The 13,978-nt window shown below is 71.0% G+C and carries 18 protein-coding genes; 6 read left to right on the forward strand and 12 right to left on the reverse strand.

Features of this window, described 5'->3' with window-relative positions; translation table 11 throughout:
* Nucleotides 1-66: 66 nt before the first annotated feature.
* Nucleotides 67-456 (forward strand): VOC family protein, encoded by a 390-nt coding sequence (locus AB0G04_RS10075; RefSeq protein ID WP_360979613.1) that lies wholly within the window; start codon nt 67-69, stop codon nt 454-456.
* Between the two features lie 83 nt (nt 457-539).
* Nucleotides 540-1,322: a hypothetical protein gene (locus AB0G04_RS10080; RefSeq protein ID WP_360979616.1), complete on the forward strand. Its 783-nt coding sequence runs from the start codon at nt 540-542 to the stop codon at nt 1,320-1,322.
* Nucleotides 1,323-1,432: 110 nt separating this feature from the next.
* Here the strand turns inward: AB0G04_RS10080 and AB0G04_RS10085 are convergent, their stop codons facing one another.
* The 3 genes from AB0G04_RS10085 to AB0G04_RS10095 all read right to left on the reverse strand — a co-directional run bounded on the left by AB0G04_RS10085 (nt 1,433) and on the right by AB0G04_RS10095 (nt 4,696).
* Nucleotides 1,433-2,803, reverse strand: coding sequence for a prolyl oligopeptidase family serine peptidase (locus tag AB0G04_RS10085; protein WP_360979619.1), 1,371 nt, complete (start codon nt 2,801-2,803; stop codon nt 1,433-1,435).
* A 76-nt stretch (nt 2,804-2,879) separates the two neighbouring features.
* Complete coding sequence (locus AB0G04_RS10090) at nt 2,880-3,542, reverse strand: response regulator transcription factor (RefSeq protein WP_360979622.1); 663 nt, start codon at nt 3,540-3,542, stop codon at nt 2,880-2,882.
* Nucleotides 3,539-4,696 carry a sensor histidine kinase gene (locus tag AB0G04_RS10095; RefSeq protein ID WP_360980760.1) on the reverse strand — a complete coding sequence of 386 codons (1,158 nt, stop codon included), beginning with the start codon at nt 4,694-4,696 and terminating at the stop codon, nt 3,539-3,541. Before AB0G04_RS10095 ends, AB0G04_RS10090 begins: the two co-directional genes overlap by 4 nt.
* Nucleotides 4,697-4,789: 93 nt before the next feature.
* Here AB0G04_RS10095 and AB0G04_RS10100 point away from each other — a divergent pair, with 93 nt between their 5' ends.
* A complete protein-coding gene (locus tag AB0G04_RS10100; protein ID WP_360979625.1) occupies nt 4,790-5,395 on the forward strand; it encodes a hypothetical protein in 606 nt (201 codons plus the stop codon).
* A 14-nt stretch (nt 5,396-5,409) separates the two neighbouring features.
* Nucleotides 5,410-5,913, forward strand: a complete 504-nt coding sequence (locus tag AB0G04_RS10105) for an SRPBCC family protein (RefSeq protein ID WP_360979628.1) — start codon at nt 5,410-5,412, stop codon at nt 5,911-5,913.
* Here AB0G04_RS10105 and AB0G04_RS10110 read toward each other — a convergent pair.
* The 4 genes from AB0G04_RS10110 to AB0G04_RS10125 form a co-directional block, all read right to left on the reverse strand.
* On the reverse strand, nt 5,892-7,022 hold the full coding sequence (locus AB0G04_RS10110; RefSeq protein ID WP_360979631.1) for a hypothetical protein: 1,131 nt from the start codon (nt 7,020-7,022) through the stop codon (nt 5,892-5,894). The two genes, AB0G04_RS10105 and AB0G04_RS10110, sit on opposite strands and share 22 nt — an antisense overlap.
* 107 nt (nt 7,023-7,129) lie before the next feature.
* On the reverse strand, nt 7,130-8,209 hold the full coding sequence (locus tag AB0G04_RS10115) for a hypothetical protein (RefSeq protein ID WP_360979634.1): 1,080 nt from the start codon (nt 8,207-8,209) through the stop codon (nt 7,130-7,132).
* 21 nt (nt 8,210-8,230) lie between these two features.
* Entirely contained in the window at nt 8,231-9,232 is a 1,002-nt protein-coding gene (locus tag AB0G04_RS10120) for an NAD(P)H-dependent glycerol-3-phosphate dehydrogenase (protein ID WP_360979638.1), read from the reverse strand.
* 69 nt (nt 9,233-9,301) lie between these two features.
* On the reverse strand, nt 9,302-9,751 hold the full coding sequence (locus AB0G04_RS10125) for a cupin domain-containing protein (protein WP_360979641.1): 450 nt from the start codon (nt 9,749-9,751) through the stop codon (nt 9,302-9,304).
* An 81-nt stretch (nt 9,752-9,832) separates the two neighbouring features.
* On the opposite strand from AB0G04_RS10125, the gene AB0G04_RS10130 reads away from it, so the two are divergent.
* Complete coding sequence (locus AB0G04_RS10130) at nt 9,833-10,294, forward strand: pyridoxamine 5'-phosphate oxidase family protein (RefSeq protein ID WP_360979644.1); 462 nt, start codon at nt 9,833-9,835, stop codon at nt 10,292-10,294.
* A 112-nt stretch (nt 10,295-10,406) separates the two neighbouring features.
* Here AB0G04_RS10130 and AB0G04_RS10135 read toward each other — a convergent pair whose 3' ends face one another.
* Nucleotides 10,407-10,733 (reverse strand): hypothetical protein, encoded by a 327-nt coding sequence (locus AB0G04_RS10135; RefSeq protein WP_360979647.1) that lies wholly within the window; start codon nt 10,731-10,733, stop codon nt 10,407-10,409.
* A gap of 198 nt (nt 10,734-10,931) precedes the next feature.
* Here AB0G04_RS10135 and AB0G04_RS10140 point away from each other — a divergent pair, with 198 nt between their 5' ends.
* The gene (locus AB0G04_RS10140; RefSeq protein ID WP_360979650.1) at nt 10,932-11,354 is read left to right on the forward strand and encodes a GNAT family N-acetyltransferase; all 423 of its coding nucleotides are present in this window, start codon (nt 10,932-10,934) and stop codon (nt 11,352-11,354) included.
* 204 nt (nt 11,355-11,558) lie between these two features.
* Here the strand turns inward: AB0G04_RS10140 and AB0G04_RS10145 are convergent, their stop codons facing one another.
* The 4 genes from AB0G04_RS10145 to AB0G04_RS10160 all read right to left on the reverse strand — a co-directional run bounded on the left by AB0G04_RS10145 (nt 11,559) and on the right by AB0G04_RS10160 (nt 13,911).
* Entirely contained in the window at nt 11,559-12,077 is a 519-nt protein-coding gene (locus AB0G04_RS10145; protein WP_360979653.1) for a hypothetical protein, read from the reverse strand.
* Between the two features lie 117 nt (nt 12,078-12,194).
* The gene (locus AB0G04_RS10150; RefSeq protein ID WP_360979656.1) at nt 12,195-12,641 is read right to left on the reverse strand and encodes a DUF6069 family protein; all 447 of its coding nucleotides are present in this window, start codon (nt 12,639-12,641) and stop codon (nt 12,195-12,197) included.
* The gene (locus tag AB0G04_RS10155) at nt 12,625-12,906 is read right to left on the reverse strand and encodes a hypothetical protein (RefSeq protein ID WP_360979659.1); all 282 of its coding nucleotides are present in this window, start codon (nt 12,904-12,906) and stop codon (nt 12,625-12,627) included. The genes AB0G04_RS10150 and AB0G04_RS10155 overlap by 17 nt, the downstream gene beginning before the upstream one ends.
* 6 nt (nt 12,907-12,912) lie before the next feature.
* Nucleotides 12,913-13,911: an RNA polymerase subunit sigma-70 gene (locus tag AB0G04_RS10160; protein WP_360979662.1), complete on the reverse strand. Its 999-nt coding sequence runs from the start codon at nt 13,909-13,911 to the stop codon at nt 12,913-12,915.
* Between the last annotated feature and the right edge of the window lie 67 nt (nt 13,912-13,978).

Genomic DNA, 13,978 nt, shown 5'->3' on the forward strand with positions numbered 1-13,978 from the left:
GCCGGCGTGCGCGGGAACGGCCGGGAGGCACCTCGCTCCCGGCCGTTCCCCGTCTATCGTGGGCGCATGGCGACGGTCAGGCAGTTCCAGGTCACCTTCGACTGTGCGGATCCCGAGCGGGTCGGCCGATTCTGGTGCGAGGTTCTGGGGTACGTCGTACCTCCCTCGGTGAAGAGCGGAGCCGATTGGTTCGCGTGCACCGACCCGGCAGGGGCCGGTCCGCGGTTGTTCTTCCAGCGGGTGCCCGAGGGCAAAGTCGTCAAGAACCGGGTCCACCTCGACGTACGGGTGGGCACCGGGCTCGTCGGCGAGGAGCGCCTCGCGGTGCTGCAGGCCGAACGCGTCCGTCTCGAAGCGCTCGGCGCCACGTGCTTCCAGGTGCTGATCGCCGACGAGGAGAACGAGTCGTGCATCGTGATGCGGGACGTCGAGGACAACGAGTTCTGCCTCGACTGAGGAGTCAGCCGGTCAGGTGATCCGTGCCGCCATCGCACAGAACCGCGCGGGTTGCGGGCGGCCGGTCCGGTGCACTGCCGGGTATGACGTTTGTGCGTACCCTGATCGGCGCGGCTTGCGCGGCCGCCCTCGTCACCGCGACCCCGGCGGCGGCCGCGCCGCCGCCCGGTGAGACCGAACTGCGATATCTCGGCGACCTCACCGCTGCCGGCCAGGTCGCCGACAGCAGCGGCAAAGGCCTGCACGGCAACATCCTCATCGGTACGGGCGGAACCGTGACGCCGGTGACCGATCCCGGCGGCAACCGTTTCCTGAGGTTCCCCGGCGGCAGCTGCACGACCGCGCCGTGCCCACAGGCGATCATCCGCCCGGCCGGTACGGTCTCGCTCGTGCCCGGCGACGCGGGGGAGGGCCGGTTCGTGTTCGGCGCCGACATCCGCCTGACCGAGCTGCCGTCCGCCGCCGCGGGGCAGAACGTGTTCCAGTTCGGTGCCGCGGGCGTCGGCGTCAGCCAGTGGAAGATGCAGGTCGACGGTGGCCGGCCGTCGTGCCGCTGGTCCGACGGCACCGAGTTCGTGCTGCTGCCGGCGAACCTCACGCTGTCCGTGGGCACCTGGTACCGGGTGACGTGCGTCCGGCTGTCGCCGGTGCTCTTCCAGATCCGGGTCCACGACCCGGTCACCGGCCGTCAGTTGGCACCACCGGCCCAGCGGACCGGGCCGCTGCAGGACATCCTGCCCAGCGGTGCCGTGGTGATCGGCGGCAAGCGCGTCAACGCGGCCCAGAGCGACGTCGACACCGACCAGTTCCACGGCGACCTCGACAACATCGAGTTCGGCCGCCGGCTGCTGCCCTCCGACGCCTGACCGGTTCCAGCGCCGCCGCGGATCGCAGCGCGGTCGTCGCCCGGTCACGTCCGGAGGCTTCCGCGCTGCGCCGTCTGTTCCGCCGAACGGCCTCCCGCGTCCGGGAAGCCTCACGGCAGCAGCAGACCCCAGAACAACGCCCACGGTACGAACAGGGCCGCACCACCGAGCACGACCGCTGACCGGGCCCGGTCGGTACCGTCCTGCCGGAAGCGCCGCACCACGACCGCAGTGGTGACCAGGGTCGCGACGGACAGCGCCTGCAGCACCAGCCAGCCCACCGGCCGGCCCGCGAACACCGGCCCCGGGTAGATGCCCCGGTAGTCCGAACCGTCCAGCACCACGTACAGGTAGGCCAGAGCGCTCAGCGCGGTGACCGGGATCAGCCCGGCGAGCAGCGCCGGCGACGCCTGACCCGGGCTCCGCCGGCCACGCGGACGACGGATCAAACCCATGATCGGGTACGCCGCCGGCAGCAGCACGATCAGCGCGAACACCGCCAGCTGCACCTGCCAGCGTTCCCACGGCGCGGCCGGTGACACCGGCTCACTCTGCTCCCGCTGCGCCGGAACCGGGTCGATGACGGCGGCCGGCGGGGTGCCCGTCGCGACGGCGCGCACCCAGTCACCGACGATCTGCGGGTAACCGGGGTACGCGGTCCAGCCGTGGTCGGCGTCACCTTCCCGCAGCAGGTGACCGGATTCCGGCAGCACACGTACGCTCAGGTGGCCGCGAAGGGTCCGGGCCAGTTCGCGCGCGCTCTCCTGCGGCGGCACCTGCACGTCCCGGCCGCCGTAGACCGCAAGGACCGGCTGGGTCACCGACGCGAACACCGGGCCGGGTTCGTAGCGCGACTCGGCGAAGCTGCCGGCGTCCTCGAGGATGCGCAGCGGCAGATCCGACAGGGCCCGGACCAGCGATCCCCGTACGCCCGCGTCGTTGATCTTGTTGCGGGTGTTCCATCGCTCGGTGCGCATCGGGCTGAAGGCGGGCGCCGAGGCCAGTACCGCGAAGTCGACCTGCGTGGACGCGGCGGCGGCCATCGGCGCCACCCAGCCACCCTCACTGATGCCCCAGACGCCGACATGGCCGGGGTCGACGCCCGGCTGACCGCTCAGCGCCTCGACGGCGTCCACCGCGTCCCGGGCCAGCGCGCGATAGTCACGGTTGACGTCGTCGTAGCCGACGGTTCGTTTGTCGTAGGCGAGCACGGCGATGCCCTGCGCGGCGAACGCCTCCGCCTCCGTCCGCAGCGTGTCGTGCCGCCCCCGGCCGGAACCGTGCAGCAGCACCAGGCCCGGCAACGTCCCCGGCTGCGCCTTCGCCGGCGTGTAGATCAGGCCGTCCAGCTGCTCGCCGGTCTCGTTGGCGAACGTCATCGGCCTGCTGACGACGTCGGTGGGTGCGGCCTGCGCGGGCGCCGGGACCAGCAGAGGGGCCGCGGCGACCGCGGCGGCCATGAGAAGTCGAAGCGTGTTCACACCGGCTATGCTGCTGAACCGGAGGCTCCCGGACATCGCCGCCGAGAGCCGTTCGCATCCCTCCACAGAGGTATTCTCAATCCGCCTCGCCGGGGCGGATCAGGCCACTCTCGTACGCGACGACGACCGCCTGCGCCCGGTCCCGCAGACCCAATTTGGTCAGTACGTTGCTGACGTGCGTCTTCACGGTGTGTTCGCTGAGCACGAACTCCGCCGCGATCTCCGCGTTGGACCGGCCCCGGCCGAGCAGGCGCAGGACGTCCCGCTCACGGGCGGTGATCGCGTCGAGGCCGTGCTCGGCCACCGGCGGGTGCTGGCGCATCCTGACCACCTGCTGGATCAGGCGGGTCGTCACGGCGGGCGCCAGCAGGGACTCGCCGGCCGCCGCGACCCGGACCGCGTCGATGAGCTGCGTACGGCGGACATCCTTGAGCAGGAAACCGCTTGCGCCGGCCCGTAACGCCTCGTAGACGTAGTCGTCCTCGTCGAAGGTCGTCAGGATCAGCACCCGCGTGCTGGTCTGCGAGCACACCCGCCGCGCGGCCTCGATCCCGTCCATCACCGGCATCCGGATGTCGAGCAGCACCAGATCCGGACGATGCGCGTGGACCGCGTCGACAGCCTGTGCCCCGTCGGCGGCCTCCGCGACGACCTCGATGTCCGGCTCACTGTCCAGGATCCGGGCGAACGCGTCCCGGATCAGTTCCTGGTCGTCGGCGATCACCACCCGGATGCTCATGCCAGCACCCCTGTCGCCCTGCCGAGGGGCAGGTGCGCCTCGACGTGGAAGCCCCGGCCGTCGCCGCGGGCACCAGCCGTCACACTGCCGCCGAAAGCACCGGCCCGCTCCCGCATCCCGATCAGGCCGGCACCGCCCTCACCGGGCTGGTTCGCGCCCGGACGGCCGTCGTCGTCGACAGTCACGCGCAGTTCCTCCCCGCTCCAGAAGAGCCGGACCTCGGCACTGGTCGCCGCGGCGTGCTTGACCACGTTGGTCAGGGCCTCCTGCACGATCCGGTAGGCCGCTACCTCGACGTCCGCCGGGACCGGCCGGGCCTCGCCGACGTGGGTGACGCTCACGCGCGGACCGGCGGTCGAGACCCGGGCCGCGAGCTCCGGCAACCCGGACAGCCGGGGCCCGCTGACCGGCTCGTCGCCGGCCGCCCGGGACCGGGCGACCACCCGGCGCAGCTGGGCCATCGCGTCCCGGCCGACGACCGTGATCGTGTCGAACGAGGCCTCGGCCCGCTCCGGGTGCCGCCGCACGTCAGCCGCGCCGGCCTCCGCCTGGGCCACCATCACGGCCAGTCCGTGGGCGAGGATGTCGTGCAGGTCCCGGGCGATCCGCGCCCGTTCCAGCTCGGCGGCGAGCGCGTTCTCCCGTTCCAGGTGCCGTGCGCGTTCGGCGAGCACGTCGAGGTTCAGCCGGCGTGCCGCCCAGGCGCGACCCAGGGCGTACGCCGTGACGTTGAGCATCATGCCGCGTGCCGTGGTGGCCAGGGAACCGCTCAGCGTCAGCGCGCTGACCGCCAGCCCGCCGAGCAGCACCCGGCGCTGCCAGCGTTCGCCCCGCTCGGCCACCGTGAAGACACAGGCCAGCGCCGCGTAGAAGATCGGCTGGGACGGCCCGAGCGGGAACGCGTTGTAGGCCTGCGACGCGGCGAAGCAGACGAGCAGCATCAGGAACGGCGCCCGCCGCCGCCACAGCAGCGGCAGGCTCGCCGCGATCGGCGGAAGGTACATCTGCCACGGCCAGTGTTCGGCGCCGCCGGTCGGCTCGGCCGACACGAACGGCGCCAGCTGCGCGGCCGTCGCGGCCACCGTGAGCAGGATGTCGGCGGTGCGCGGCGAGATCGCGGGCAGCCGTACCGACTGCCACCACTCCAAGATCATCGGCACGGTTCGATACCGTAACCCAATTCCGCGGCGAGTGCGGGCCCGTCCCGGCCTCGACCAGCACCCGCTTGCCGCCCGACGTGCGGCATCATGACCGCCATGGACGTCGAGGAACTGGTCGTACGGCACCCGCGGGTCTTTCACACCATGCCGGCGACCGCCTGGCCGTCGGTGCAACGGCACGGCCTGCTGTCCACGCGGCGACTGATCGACCTGTTCGGCCTCGGCGCCGCCGAACGCGAACGGCTGCTGAGCGAACCGCGCAAGCAGTCCACCGTCCTGCATGCTCCCGACCTGCCGCCGGCCGTGATCCGCGACCAGAAACCGATGAAGTTCATCGCCGAGAAGATCGAGCCGGGCTCGTCGCTGGCCGAGTACCTCACCGCCATCAACTCCAGGGTCTTCTTCTGGGCCAGACGGGAGCGCCTGGACCGCCTGCGCCAGGCGAAGGAGTACCGCACCGACGGTCAGGTGGTCCTCCACGTCGACACCCGTGCGCTCGTCGAGCGGCACGGGCGGCGGATCGCACTCTGCCGGCTCAACTCGGGGGCGGTGACACAGAAAAACCACCCGATGCGCGGGCACCGGTCCTGGCTGCCGATCGCCGACTACCCGTACGAGGACTACCGCCGCAGGCACGGCCGTGACGGCGCCCTCGTGGACGCGGCGTTCGCTTCACTACCGGCGCTAGGCTGAGGGCTGTGCCGGCCATGATCGAAGTCGTTTCGATCATCAACGCCGCCCCGGCGACGGTGTTCGACCTGGAACTGGACGTGGACGTGCACGCGGACTCCATGGCCCGCAGCGGGGAGAGCGCAGCGACCAGCACCGGCGCCCGGCGGCTGGGACCCGGAGACGAGGTGACGTTCCGCGCTCGCCACTTCGGTCTGCGCTGGCGTATGACCAGCCGGATCACCGCCCATGACCGCCCACGCCACTTCGTCGACGAGCAGACGCGTGGCCCGTTCCGATCGATGCGCCACGAGCACTGGTTCGAGGATGCCGGGGCCGGGCGTACCCGGATGATCGACCGGATGACGATCCGCGCGCCTTTCGGTCCGCTGGGTGCTGTGGCGAGCCGGCTGCTGCTCGTCCCGTACCTGAGGCGCCTGCTCATCGAGCGCGCGGTCCACATCGCACGGCTGGCGGAGGCGGCGGACCGCCGGCGCGACTGCCTGGGGCCGGGTGCCGATCAGAACAGGTGCAAGCCGTAACCGTAGGGGCCGGCCCGGTCGTAGATGGCACGCAGCCTGGGCTGCCGCACCTCGGGCAACCGGGCCAGAACACTCACGAAGATCGAGCCGTCCGGCATGAATCGGTACGGGTGCAGTTCGGGCAACGCCTCCGGCGGGACGGGGACGGACCGTCCGACCGGCTTCGGGTCGCGGTGGAACGCCAGGTGCCGCCAGACGTCCCAGGCCAGCGGGACCAGCTTTACCGTCTGGGCGACCGGCCGGTTGTCGCCGGTCTGCGGGACCGGCTGGGCGGTCGGCCGGTTTTCGCCGGTCTGCGGAGCCGGGTGGGCGGTCGGCCAGTGTTCGCCGGTCTGCGGATGTTCCGGCACGAGAGCGAGGTCGCCGTCCGCGGCTGGAAGACCCGGCCCGGCCAGGACGAGGGTGCGTTCGGGTCCCGTACCGGCCGGGCCGAGAAGACGGTCGAGAGCGGGCCGGAAGAATCCGGCGGCCCGCTGATCCGGGATGAGGATCGGGTCGCCGCCCGAAGCGGCCAGCAGATGCGCCAGCGCCGAGGCGACGGCGGCCTCCCACATCGGATTCCACATGCCGCCCGGTTCCGTCGGCGGGACACCGGGCCGCTGTCCGGGCAGTTCCGTCCAGCCCAGCACCGGATGCGGGCCGGGACCGTCCTCGATCAGGTCGGTCGTCGACGGGTCCAGCCACACCGCCTGCCGCAGGCCGCAGTCGTCGATCCGGGTGGCCACGGGCGTACCGCAGGTGACGCACACCATGTTGGGGTCACCGCCGTCGAGGCCGCAGCAGCCCGCACCGCCGACCAGCGCCGGATCGATGACGACACCGCGGACGTCGCCCGGGGCGAGCAGAACACTGCCGGTGGGCCCGTCGGAGACCCCGAACCTCGGCGCGTACCAGCCGAGTGCCTCGGCCTCACCGGCTTCGAGTTCGGCCCACGGACGCCACGGCGAACCGGAGGGCAACGGATTCACCGCGTACGTGCCGGGTTCCAGCACCGGGTCGAGTGAACCCGGCCCGTTTCCGTACTTCTGCTGCGCGTGGACCGGAAGTGCCACCCGCGACACCGGCACCGTCAGAGCAGACCCACAGGTACCGCAGCCGAAAACCGTCATGCGACCCCCCGCGCGTTCGACTGGGGCCAATCTAGACGCCGGCAACGGGCGAGGCCTCCTAATTACGCGGCAGCTGATGTCTGAAGCTCGGTACGGCCGGCCGGCTGCTATCCCGCCGTTTCTGCGGCTTCCTGATATGCCTGGAACAGCGCCTCGAGCAGGCGGTCGTCAAAGGTTTGCACCATGTTGCCCTGACCGATCTCCGTACCGGCGGCATCAGTTACGGCCGCGATGCTCAGTGGGGCTCGCCGCTCGAACACCGAGCGCCAGAGCTGGATCGCCGGTCGCCCGTCCGGCCAGCAATACAGCGACGTCAGCCCTGCTGACTCGGGTAGCAGCCGGGGGAGCAGCACGGCTTCGCCGCGTTTGCCGAAATATGTTCCTATCTCGGCAAGATGAGCTTGCCTGACACGTTCAGCCCAGGTGACCAATTTACTCAGTGAGATCTGGTGCTCGGCGGGAGCTGCGGCCACACGTTCGCGGAACGGCTCCAGACCGTACGCGAATCCGCCCGCCTGCGAGCGCGGGCTCGCCCCGTCCTCCTGGCGGGAGTACTCAACGGGTGACGGAATCTCTGGTTGGACCCGCTGCGGCACTACGACACGTTGCCCGTTGATGTCGTACGACGAGACCGTGATCAAGTCGATCACGAGGTCCTGTGCCGATACCGCCTCCAGGTAGCCCACGAGACGCACCAGATCAGGCGGCGCCTGGTCGAGCACGAGCACGAGCCGGAAAGCGCCTGTCTGCAGCGTGTCGTGCACATTTCGCCGCAGGTCCTCAGCGTCAGCGGCCTCCGCCTGCGCCACATCGCGGATCCGATCCACCAGGCTGCGCCCGGCGAGACACTTGGCGAGCACGTTTCCCTCGAATTCGTCGACCGTCATGCCGTGCAGACCGGCGGCGTAGGAGAGGACCTGCGCCACGACGGCACGGCGGGACTCGGCGTTGTTATGCAGCTTGACCTCGATGAGAACGGGCTCGCCGGTCGCTTCGATAGCCAGAACGTCGACGTAGCCACTGCCGATCAGCACCTCCCGCCCCAGCACAACCACCCGTGGATTGCCACTGAGTGGAAGAAGATCAGGCGCCTGCGCCACCAGCTCCTGAAGAGTGCGCTCGTTCGGGAAACCCTGAGGAGTGATCAACTGCCAGCCGTCGGGACCTTCGCTGTAGATCGCTGTCATTTTCTGCCGCCGGTGCGTTCGTCAGCCGGGCTCGGACTCGTGGCCGGCGGGGTGGGTGCGCAGCAGGCCGGCGTAGGCGTGCTCGGCCGTGATGTCGCCCGTGATCACGCGGTGGATCGTACGGGTGATGGGCATGGCCAGGTCGTATCGGTCGGCGAGCTGGACCGCCGCGTGCACGGTCTTGACGCCCTCGGCGACCTGCCCCATCTCGGCGAGGATGTCGTCGAGGCTGCGGCCGCGGCCGAGTTGCTCACCGACGTGCCGGTTGCGGCTGTGCGGGCTGATGCACGTGGCCACCAGGTCGCCCATGCCGGCCAGTCCGGCCAGCGTGCTCGGTTCGCCGCCCATCGCGACCGCCAGGGTGGTCAGTTCCGCCAGGCCACGCGAGATCACCCCGGCCCGGGTGTTGTCGCCGACGCCCAGGCCCTGGGCGATGCCGGTGGCGATCGCCACGACGTTCTTCAGGGCGCCGCCGACCTCGCAGCCGATCACGTCGTGGTTGGTGTAGACGCGCAGCAGGCCGCGCCGGAACACCCGCTGGATCTCGGTGGCGACGGTCAGGTCCTCGGTGGCGATCACGGTGGCCGCCGCCATCCCGGCCATGATCTCCTTGGCCAGGTTGGGCCCGGTCAGCGCGGCGGCCGGATGCCCCGGCAGCACCTGCTTGATCACCTCGGTCATCCGCAGCAGCGAGTCCCGTTCCATGCCCTTGCTGAGGCTCACCACCGGGATCCACGGATGCAGGTCCGGGCGTACGAGCTCGAGGGTCTCGCGGAACGCTCCGGTCGGCACGCCGACGACCAGCAGCTCGGCATGGGCCGCCGCCTCGGCGAGGTCGGCGGTGGCCCGGAGCCGGTCGGGGAGGGGGAAACCCGCGAGGTAACGCTCGTTGGTGTGCTTGGCGTTGATCTCGTCGGCGGTGGCCGGGTTACGGGCCCAGATCAGCGACTCGTGATCCCGGCGGGTGAGAACCGATGCGACGGTCGTACCCCACGAACCTGCACCCAGCACGGTGATGCGCATGATTCCCCTTGTCGCCTCGGAAGTGAGTCGAGAGTACGGTGCCGGGCGCCATTTTCCGGCCCGGCCGCCCTATGGCCAGGCGGTGGTCCGGAAACGGCTGCGAAACTCGGTGAGCAGCGCATCGGTCACCTCTGCTCCGGCGTCGACGGCCGCATGAACCTGCCGGAAGTAGTCCTCATATCCGGCGGGCGTGTACAGGCACAATCCACGCACCGGAACGGAACCGGCGTTGCGAAAGCCGTGCGGCGCACCCCGTACCGCGGAAAGAGAATTGCCGGGCCCGGCGGTGACCTCACCCTCGCCGTCATGCAGGGTGAGTTCGCCCTCGAGAACGTAGAAGTATTCGTCGTGGCCGTGATGGACATGCGGACGCGCCCCGATGATTCCCGGCGGAAGCGTGAACTCCTCCATAGCGAACCGGCCACCGGTGTCGGCGGCGGTCAGTTTGAAGAAGTGGTCCACTCCGGCGACCCGGATCAGTTCTCCCTCGCCGGGACCACGCAGCACTGCCTTTTTCACCGGGTCGATCACAAAACCGATCTTTCCATCACCGTACGGCCATGGCCAGCAGCAACCGCGACGCGGGCCTATAAAAGACTGATGACCGGGGACCTCACCGCGATCGCGCGGAAGATCATCGATGCCAACGGGTACCTGACGCTCGCCACCGCCGGCGATGACGGCAGGCCGTGGGCCACGCCCCTCTGGTTCGCCGCCGACCGTTACACCGACTTCTTCTGGCTGTCCCGGCCGTCGACGCGCCACTCGGCCGCCATCGCGGTCCGCCCGGACGTCGGCCTCGTCGTCTTCGACTCGACCGTGCCGATCGGGCAGGGCCAGGCCGTCTACGTCGAAGCGGTGGCCGGACAGGTCCCGGACGCCGAACTGGAGAAGGCCGTGGCGATCTACTCCGCCCGGGCGGTGGGGGCCGGTGGCCGTACCTGGCAGGTGGCCGATGTCGTCGCACCGGCCGGCTTCCGGCTCTACCGCGCCCGCGCGACGGCCTGCTACGTCCTCGACGACCACGACAGCCGCGTCCCGGTCGATCCGGCCCATGGTTAGTGCCGCGATCCTGTCCGGCCCGCCGGTGGACGCTGCCGCGATGTGGTCGCGGCAGCTGTACGTGCTCCATGTGTACGCGGCTCACCTGGCGGGCCGGCACGGTGTAGGTTCGTCAGCCCGGAGCCAACCCCGGATGGCCACGTCCCACCAGGTACGGGTCGGTGATGCCGCGCTGGAAACTCTCCCAGGCAACGGGATCCTTGTCGGCGGGCGGGCAGTTCAGCGGATTGCCGGTCGCGGCCCGGACCAGCCCACCGCAGAAGCGGTCGTAGAGGAACTCGGCGTCGTCCGACGCGATGGCGTACCGGACACCGAGCACCCGGACCGCTTCGTCCCCGGCCGACGGGCGGCCGGCAACCTGCACGAGCAGGTCGACCACGTCAGCGGGGGTGCAGCCGGGTGGCAGCGGCACCGTCAGGTCGTCCGTCCATTCAGCCACGCGGCCAGCTTGCCACAGACCACCGGCGCGGCAACTCCTGGTCGGCAAGGCACCCAACGCCTCGCCACCCGCGACGATTTGGAGACCGCTGGTCCGCGACCGGGCTTCATCGAGCCGGTCTCGGATCCGGGGTTCGGCATTCATGGAGATGATCATGCCGGCGGGGTGGCGGACTCGTCTCCACCTATACTTCGCGGCGTGATCGTGCGGATCGCCGGGCCGGCGGATGTGGCCGTGCTCGCGGAGCTGCGGGACATCGGACCCGACGGCCTTCCGGCGTACGCCGCATGGGTGGCCGCCCACCGGGAGACGCATCTGCCGTTCGTCGCCGAGGTCGACGGCGTCGTGGCCGGGTGTGCCTGGCTGCTGATCGCGGAGCGGGTGCCCGGCAACGGGTCGTTCGAGCGCCGGTACGGCGACATCCAGTCGGTCATGGTCCGCGAGCAGTACCGCGATCGCGGCATCGGTGCCGCACTGATGGCCGCGATCCTGGCCGAGGCCCGCAGCCGCGGGCTGCTGCACGTGACCGTCCACTCCGGGCGCCGCGCGGTCGGCTTCTACCTGCGGACCGGCTTCACCCATCATCGCCAGCTGCTGCTCTGGGAACCGGAAGGCCCCTGATCGGCTGCCAGACGATGACGCCGCCGCCGATGGCCTCGGCACGTTCGGCGGCGTTCCGCATCCGCGCCGAGCCGCCGGGCCGTCTCGGAACCCCAGAGGCTGTAGCGGCAATTCTCGCTGCCCACTCCCGTACCGGTGCCGGGCTGGCTCTTGACGACCGCACGACCGGCGTAGGCGTTGTCGTCTCGCACCCAGACCGCGATGTCAAGACTCACGCCGTCTCCGTCCGCCGTAGAGATGTGTCCGGTGGTCGACGTCCCGGGCCGGTTCCCGCCGGTCGAACTCCTCGGGACGGGTTCCGCTGTGCCCGACGCGGATCAGCCAGTCCTCGTAATACCAGCTCGGACTGCAGCAGTGCCCGGTGAGCCGGACGTTGGCCCGGTACTGGCCCACCTGCCGGGGCCTCAGCGTGAACAGCCGGTCCGATCCGCCCCGGTCCGGGAACACCGCGAGCCCCGGCAACCGGTCGACCGTCAGCACGTCGCCGTCCACACCGAGCCACAGGCCGGCGCGATGGGACACCTCCGCGCCGCCACCGAGCACCCGCTCGGTGATCGCGTAGCCGGTTGCCTCGTCGGCGAGCACGTCGTGGAGCGCCACCTCATCGTCCGGCAGTGCCGCGGGCAGCCGCATCGGGCGGCACAGCCCACGCCGGACGTTCGCGTGGGCGGCGCCCCGGCCCGAGGCGCTCCACCGCACACGTACCCGCTGGATGGTGATCACAGCTCACCTTGGCGTACCCCGCACCCGGGCCGCCACCGGATTCCGGCGCGGCTCAGCCGTAGCACGGCCACCCATCCGCCACGGCTGACCGGCCTCGAGTACGGCCGGCGATGCCGGTCATGAGGTGCAGGCGCGGAGGCCGCGGGTCAGCGCGGGGATCATCACGGCCGCGGCGACGACATGCAGTGCGACCAGGGTGAGGACGGTCGCGGGTGAGCCCCCGGAGAGGACCGACGGGATGAACGAGACCGCGGTCAGCACCACTGTCGTCCACAGGAATCGGCCGGCGGGGCGGGCACTCCAGCGCAGCAGCGCGACGGCGATGACGATGCCGACGACCGAGAAGAAGGCCGTCACGACGGCGAACCCGGGCAGCGGGATCGTCTCGCCGCCGTCGGGGATCTCGAAGTCGACGCCGGCGGCCCCGGCGACCGCGGCGGCCAGGGTGGTGGCCGCCGTCGCGGCGAGAGTGGCGGCGAGGCCGGTGCCGACGAGGCCGCGGAACCGGTGGGTCTGGCCGGTGGCCGGGACGGCGGCGACGCTGGTGTCAGTTCGGCTGGTCATGGGGTTCCTCCACGAGTGGGTTGACTGTCGGTGGTGGTCCGGGCGTGACTACGTGCACTTCCGCCGTACGACGGCCGGGGTTGCGCAAGGCTCGGACGCCGGTGCCGTGGAGCCAGAACGAGGCGTCGCGCCCGAGGACCGGGCCCGGTTCGCCGTCGCGCAGCTCCAGCTGCACCCGCCCGCGGATGACGACGGCGAACGCGTGGCGCCATTCGGCGGCGATCACCTCGACCCGCGCGCCACCGGGCAGCGCGAGCGTCCGCACGCCCGACTACTCGGTGCCGTTCGCGGGCAGGCGATCCGGGAGGCCCAGCGCCGGGAACCGGTCGGCGTGGAAGACGGTGACCTCGGTGATCGCACCGCCGGTGATGCGCAGGACGTCGAGCGTCAGAGGCAGGTACGCCCCCTCCTGCTCGCGCCAGTGGTAGAAGGCGACGGCGGGCTGCCGGTTCACGGCCGTGGGGACGGCGCGCAGGCCGGTCATGTCCGCGTAGCCGTCGGCGATCCAGTCGTTCAGGACCGCGTCGCGGCCGACGTAGAGGCCGGGCGTGGGCGGCATCGAGAAGCGGACGTCGTCGCGCAGCATCGTGGTGAGTGCCGGGATGTCGGCGGCCACGCTGGCGTCGGTGAAGCGGCGTACCAGATCACGCGTGCCGGCGTCCTCGTCGCCGCCGGTCCAGTCCTGCCGCTCGGCGGGCAGGTGTTCCCGCATCCCGGCACGGGCCCGCTGCAGCGCGCTGTTGACCGAGTTGACGGAGTCGCCGAGCAGCTCCGCGACGTCCTTGGCCGGCCAGCCGAGCACGTCACGCAGGATCAGCACGGCCCGCGGGCGCGGCGCCAGATGCTGGACGGCGACCAGGTACGCCAGTTCGATGGTCTCCCGCGCGACGGCGACGGTCTCCGGCTCGTCGGTGTCACCGGCGGGCAGTTCGTCGAGCAGCCGGTCCGGGTACGGCTGCAGCCACCGCACCTCGCCGCCGGTCGCCGGTTCGGGGCGGCACCTGGCGAGCAGGTCCAGACAGGCGTTGGTGGCGATCCGGTACAGCCAGGCACGAAACGTGGATCGACCCTGGAACGTGGCCCGGCCACGCCAGGCCCGCAGCAACGCCTCCTGCACGGTGTCCTCGGCGTCCTCGAACGAGCCGAGCATCCGGTAGCAGTGCACGTGCAGTTCCCGGCGGTGCCGTTCCGCCAGCCGCGTGAACGCCGGCTCGTCGACCTCGCCCAGACCGTGCACGCCCGGCTCCTCGATCCGTGTGTCCGTACCCACCACGTCATCCTCCCGTCTCGATGTCCTTTCGTAGGTAAGACCGGTACGGACACGGAAACTCATCACA

Source organism: Actinoplanes sp. NPDC023801 (assembly GCF_040639655.1).
In the GTDB taxonomy this organism is placed as follows: domain Bacteria; phylum Actinomycetota; class Actinomycetes; order Mycobacteriales; family Micromonosporaceae; genus Actinoplanes.

Excerpts from the sequence above, each read along its gene's own strand:
- AB0G04_RS10095 (WP_360980760.1), bottom strand. The coding sequence starts at position 4,696 with ATGATCTTGGAGTGGTGGCAGTCGGTACGGCTGCCCGCGATCTCGCCG.
- AB0G04_RS10115 (WP_360979634.1), bottom strand. The coding sequence starts at position 8,209 with ATGACAGCGATCTACAGCGAAGGTCCCGACGGCTGGCAGTTGATCACT.
- AB0G04_RS10090 (WP_360979622.1), bottom strand. The coding sequence starts at position 3,542 with ATGAGCATCCGGGTGGTGATCGCCGACGACCAGGAACTGATCCGGGAC.
- AB0G04_RS10110 (WP_360979631.1), bottom strand. The coding sequence starts at position 7,022 with ATGACGGTTTTCGGCTGCGGTACCTGTGGGTCTGCTCTGACGGTGCCG.
- AB0G04_RS10130 (WP_360979644.1), top strand. The coding sequence starts at position 9,833 with ATGACCGGGGACCTCACCGCGATCGCGCGGAAGATCATCGATGCCAAC.
- AB0G04_RS10100 (WP_360979625.1), top strand. The coding sequence starts at position 4,790 with ATGACCGCCATGGACGTCGAGGAACTGGTCGTACGGCACCCGCGGGTC.
- AB0G04_RS10075 (WP_360979613.1), top strand. The coding sequence starts at position 67 with ATGGCGACGGTCAGGCAGTTCCAGGTCACCTTCGACTGTGCGGATCCC.
- AB0G04_RS10150 (WP_360979656.1), bottom strand. The coding sequence starts at position 12,641 with ATGACCAGCCGAACTGACACCAGCGTCGCCGCCGTCCCGGCCACCGGC.
- AB0G04_RS10105 (WP_360979628.1), top strand. The coding sequence starts at position 5,410 with ATGATCGAAGTCGTTTCGATCATCAACGCCGCCCCGGCGACGGTGTTC.
- AB0G04_RS10080 (WP_360979616.1), top strand. The coding sequence starts at position 540 with ATGACGTTTGTGCGTACCCTGATCGGCGCGGCTTGCGCGGCCGCCCTC.
- AB0G04_RS10120 (WP_360979638.1), bottom strand. The coding sequence starts at position 9,232 with ATGCGCATCACCGTGCTGGGTGCAGGTTCGTGGGGTACGACCGTCGCA.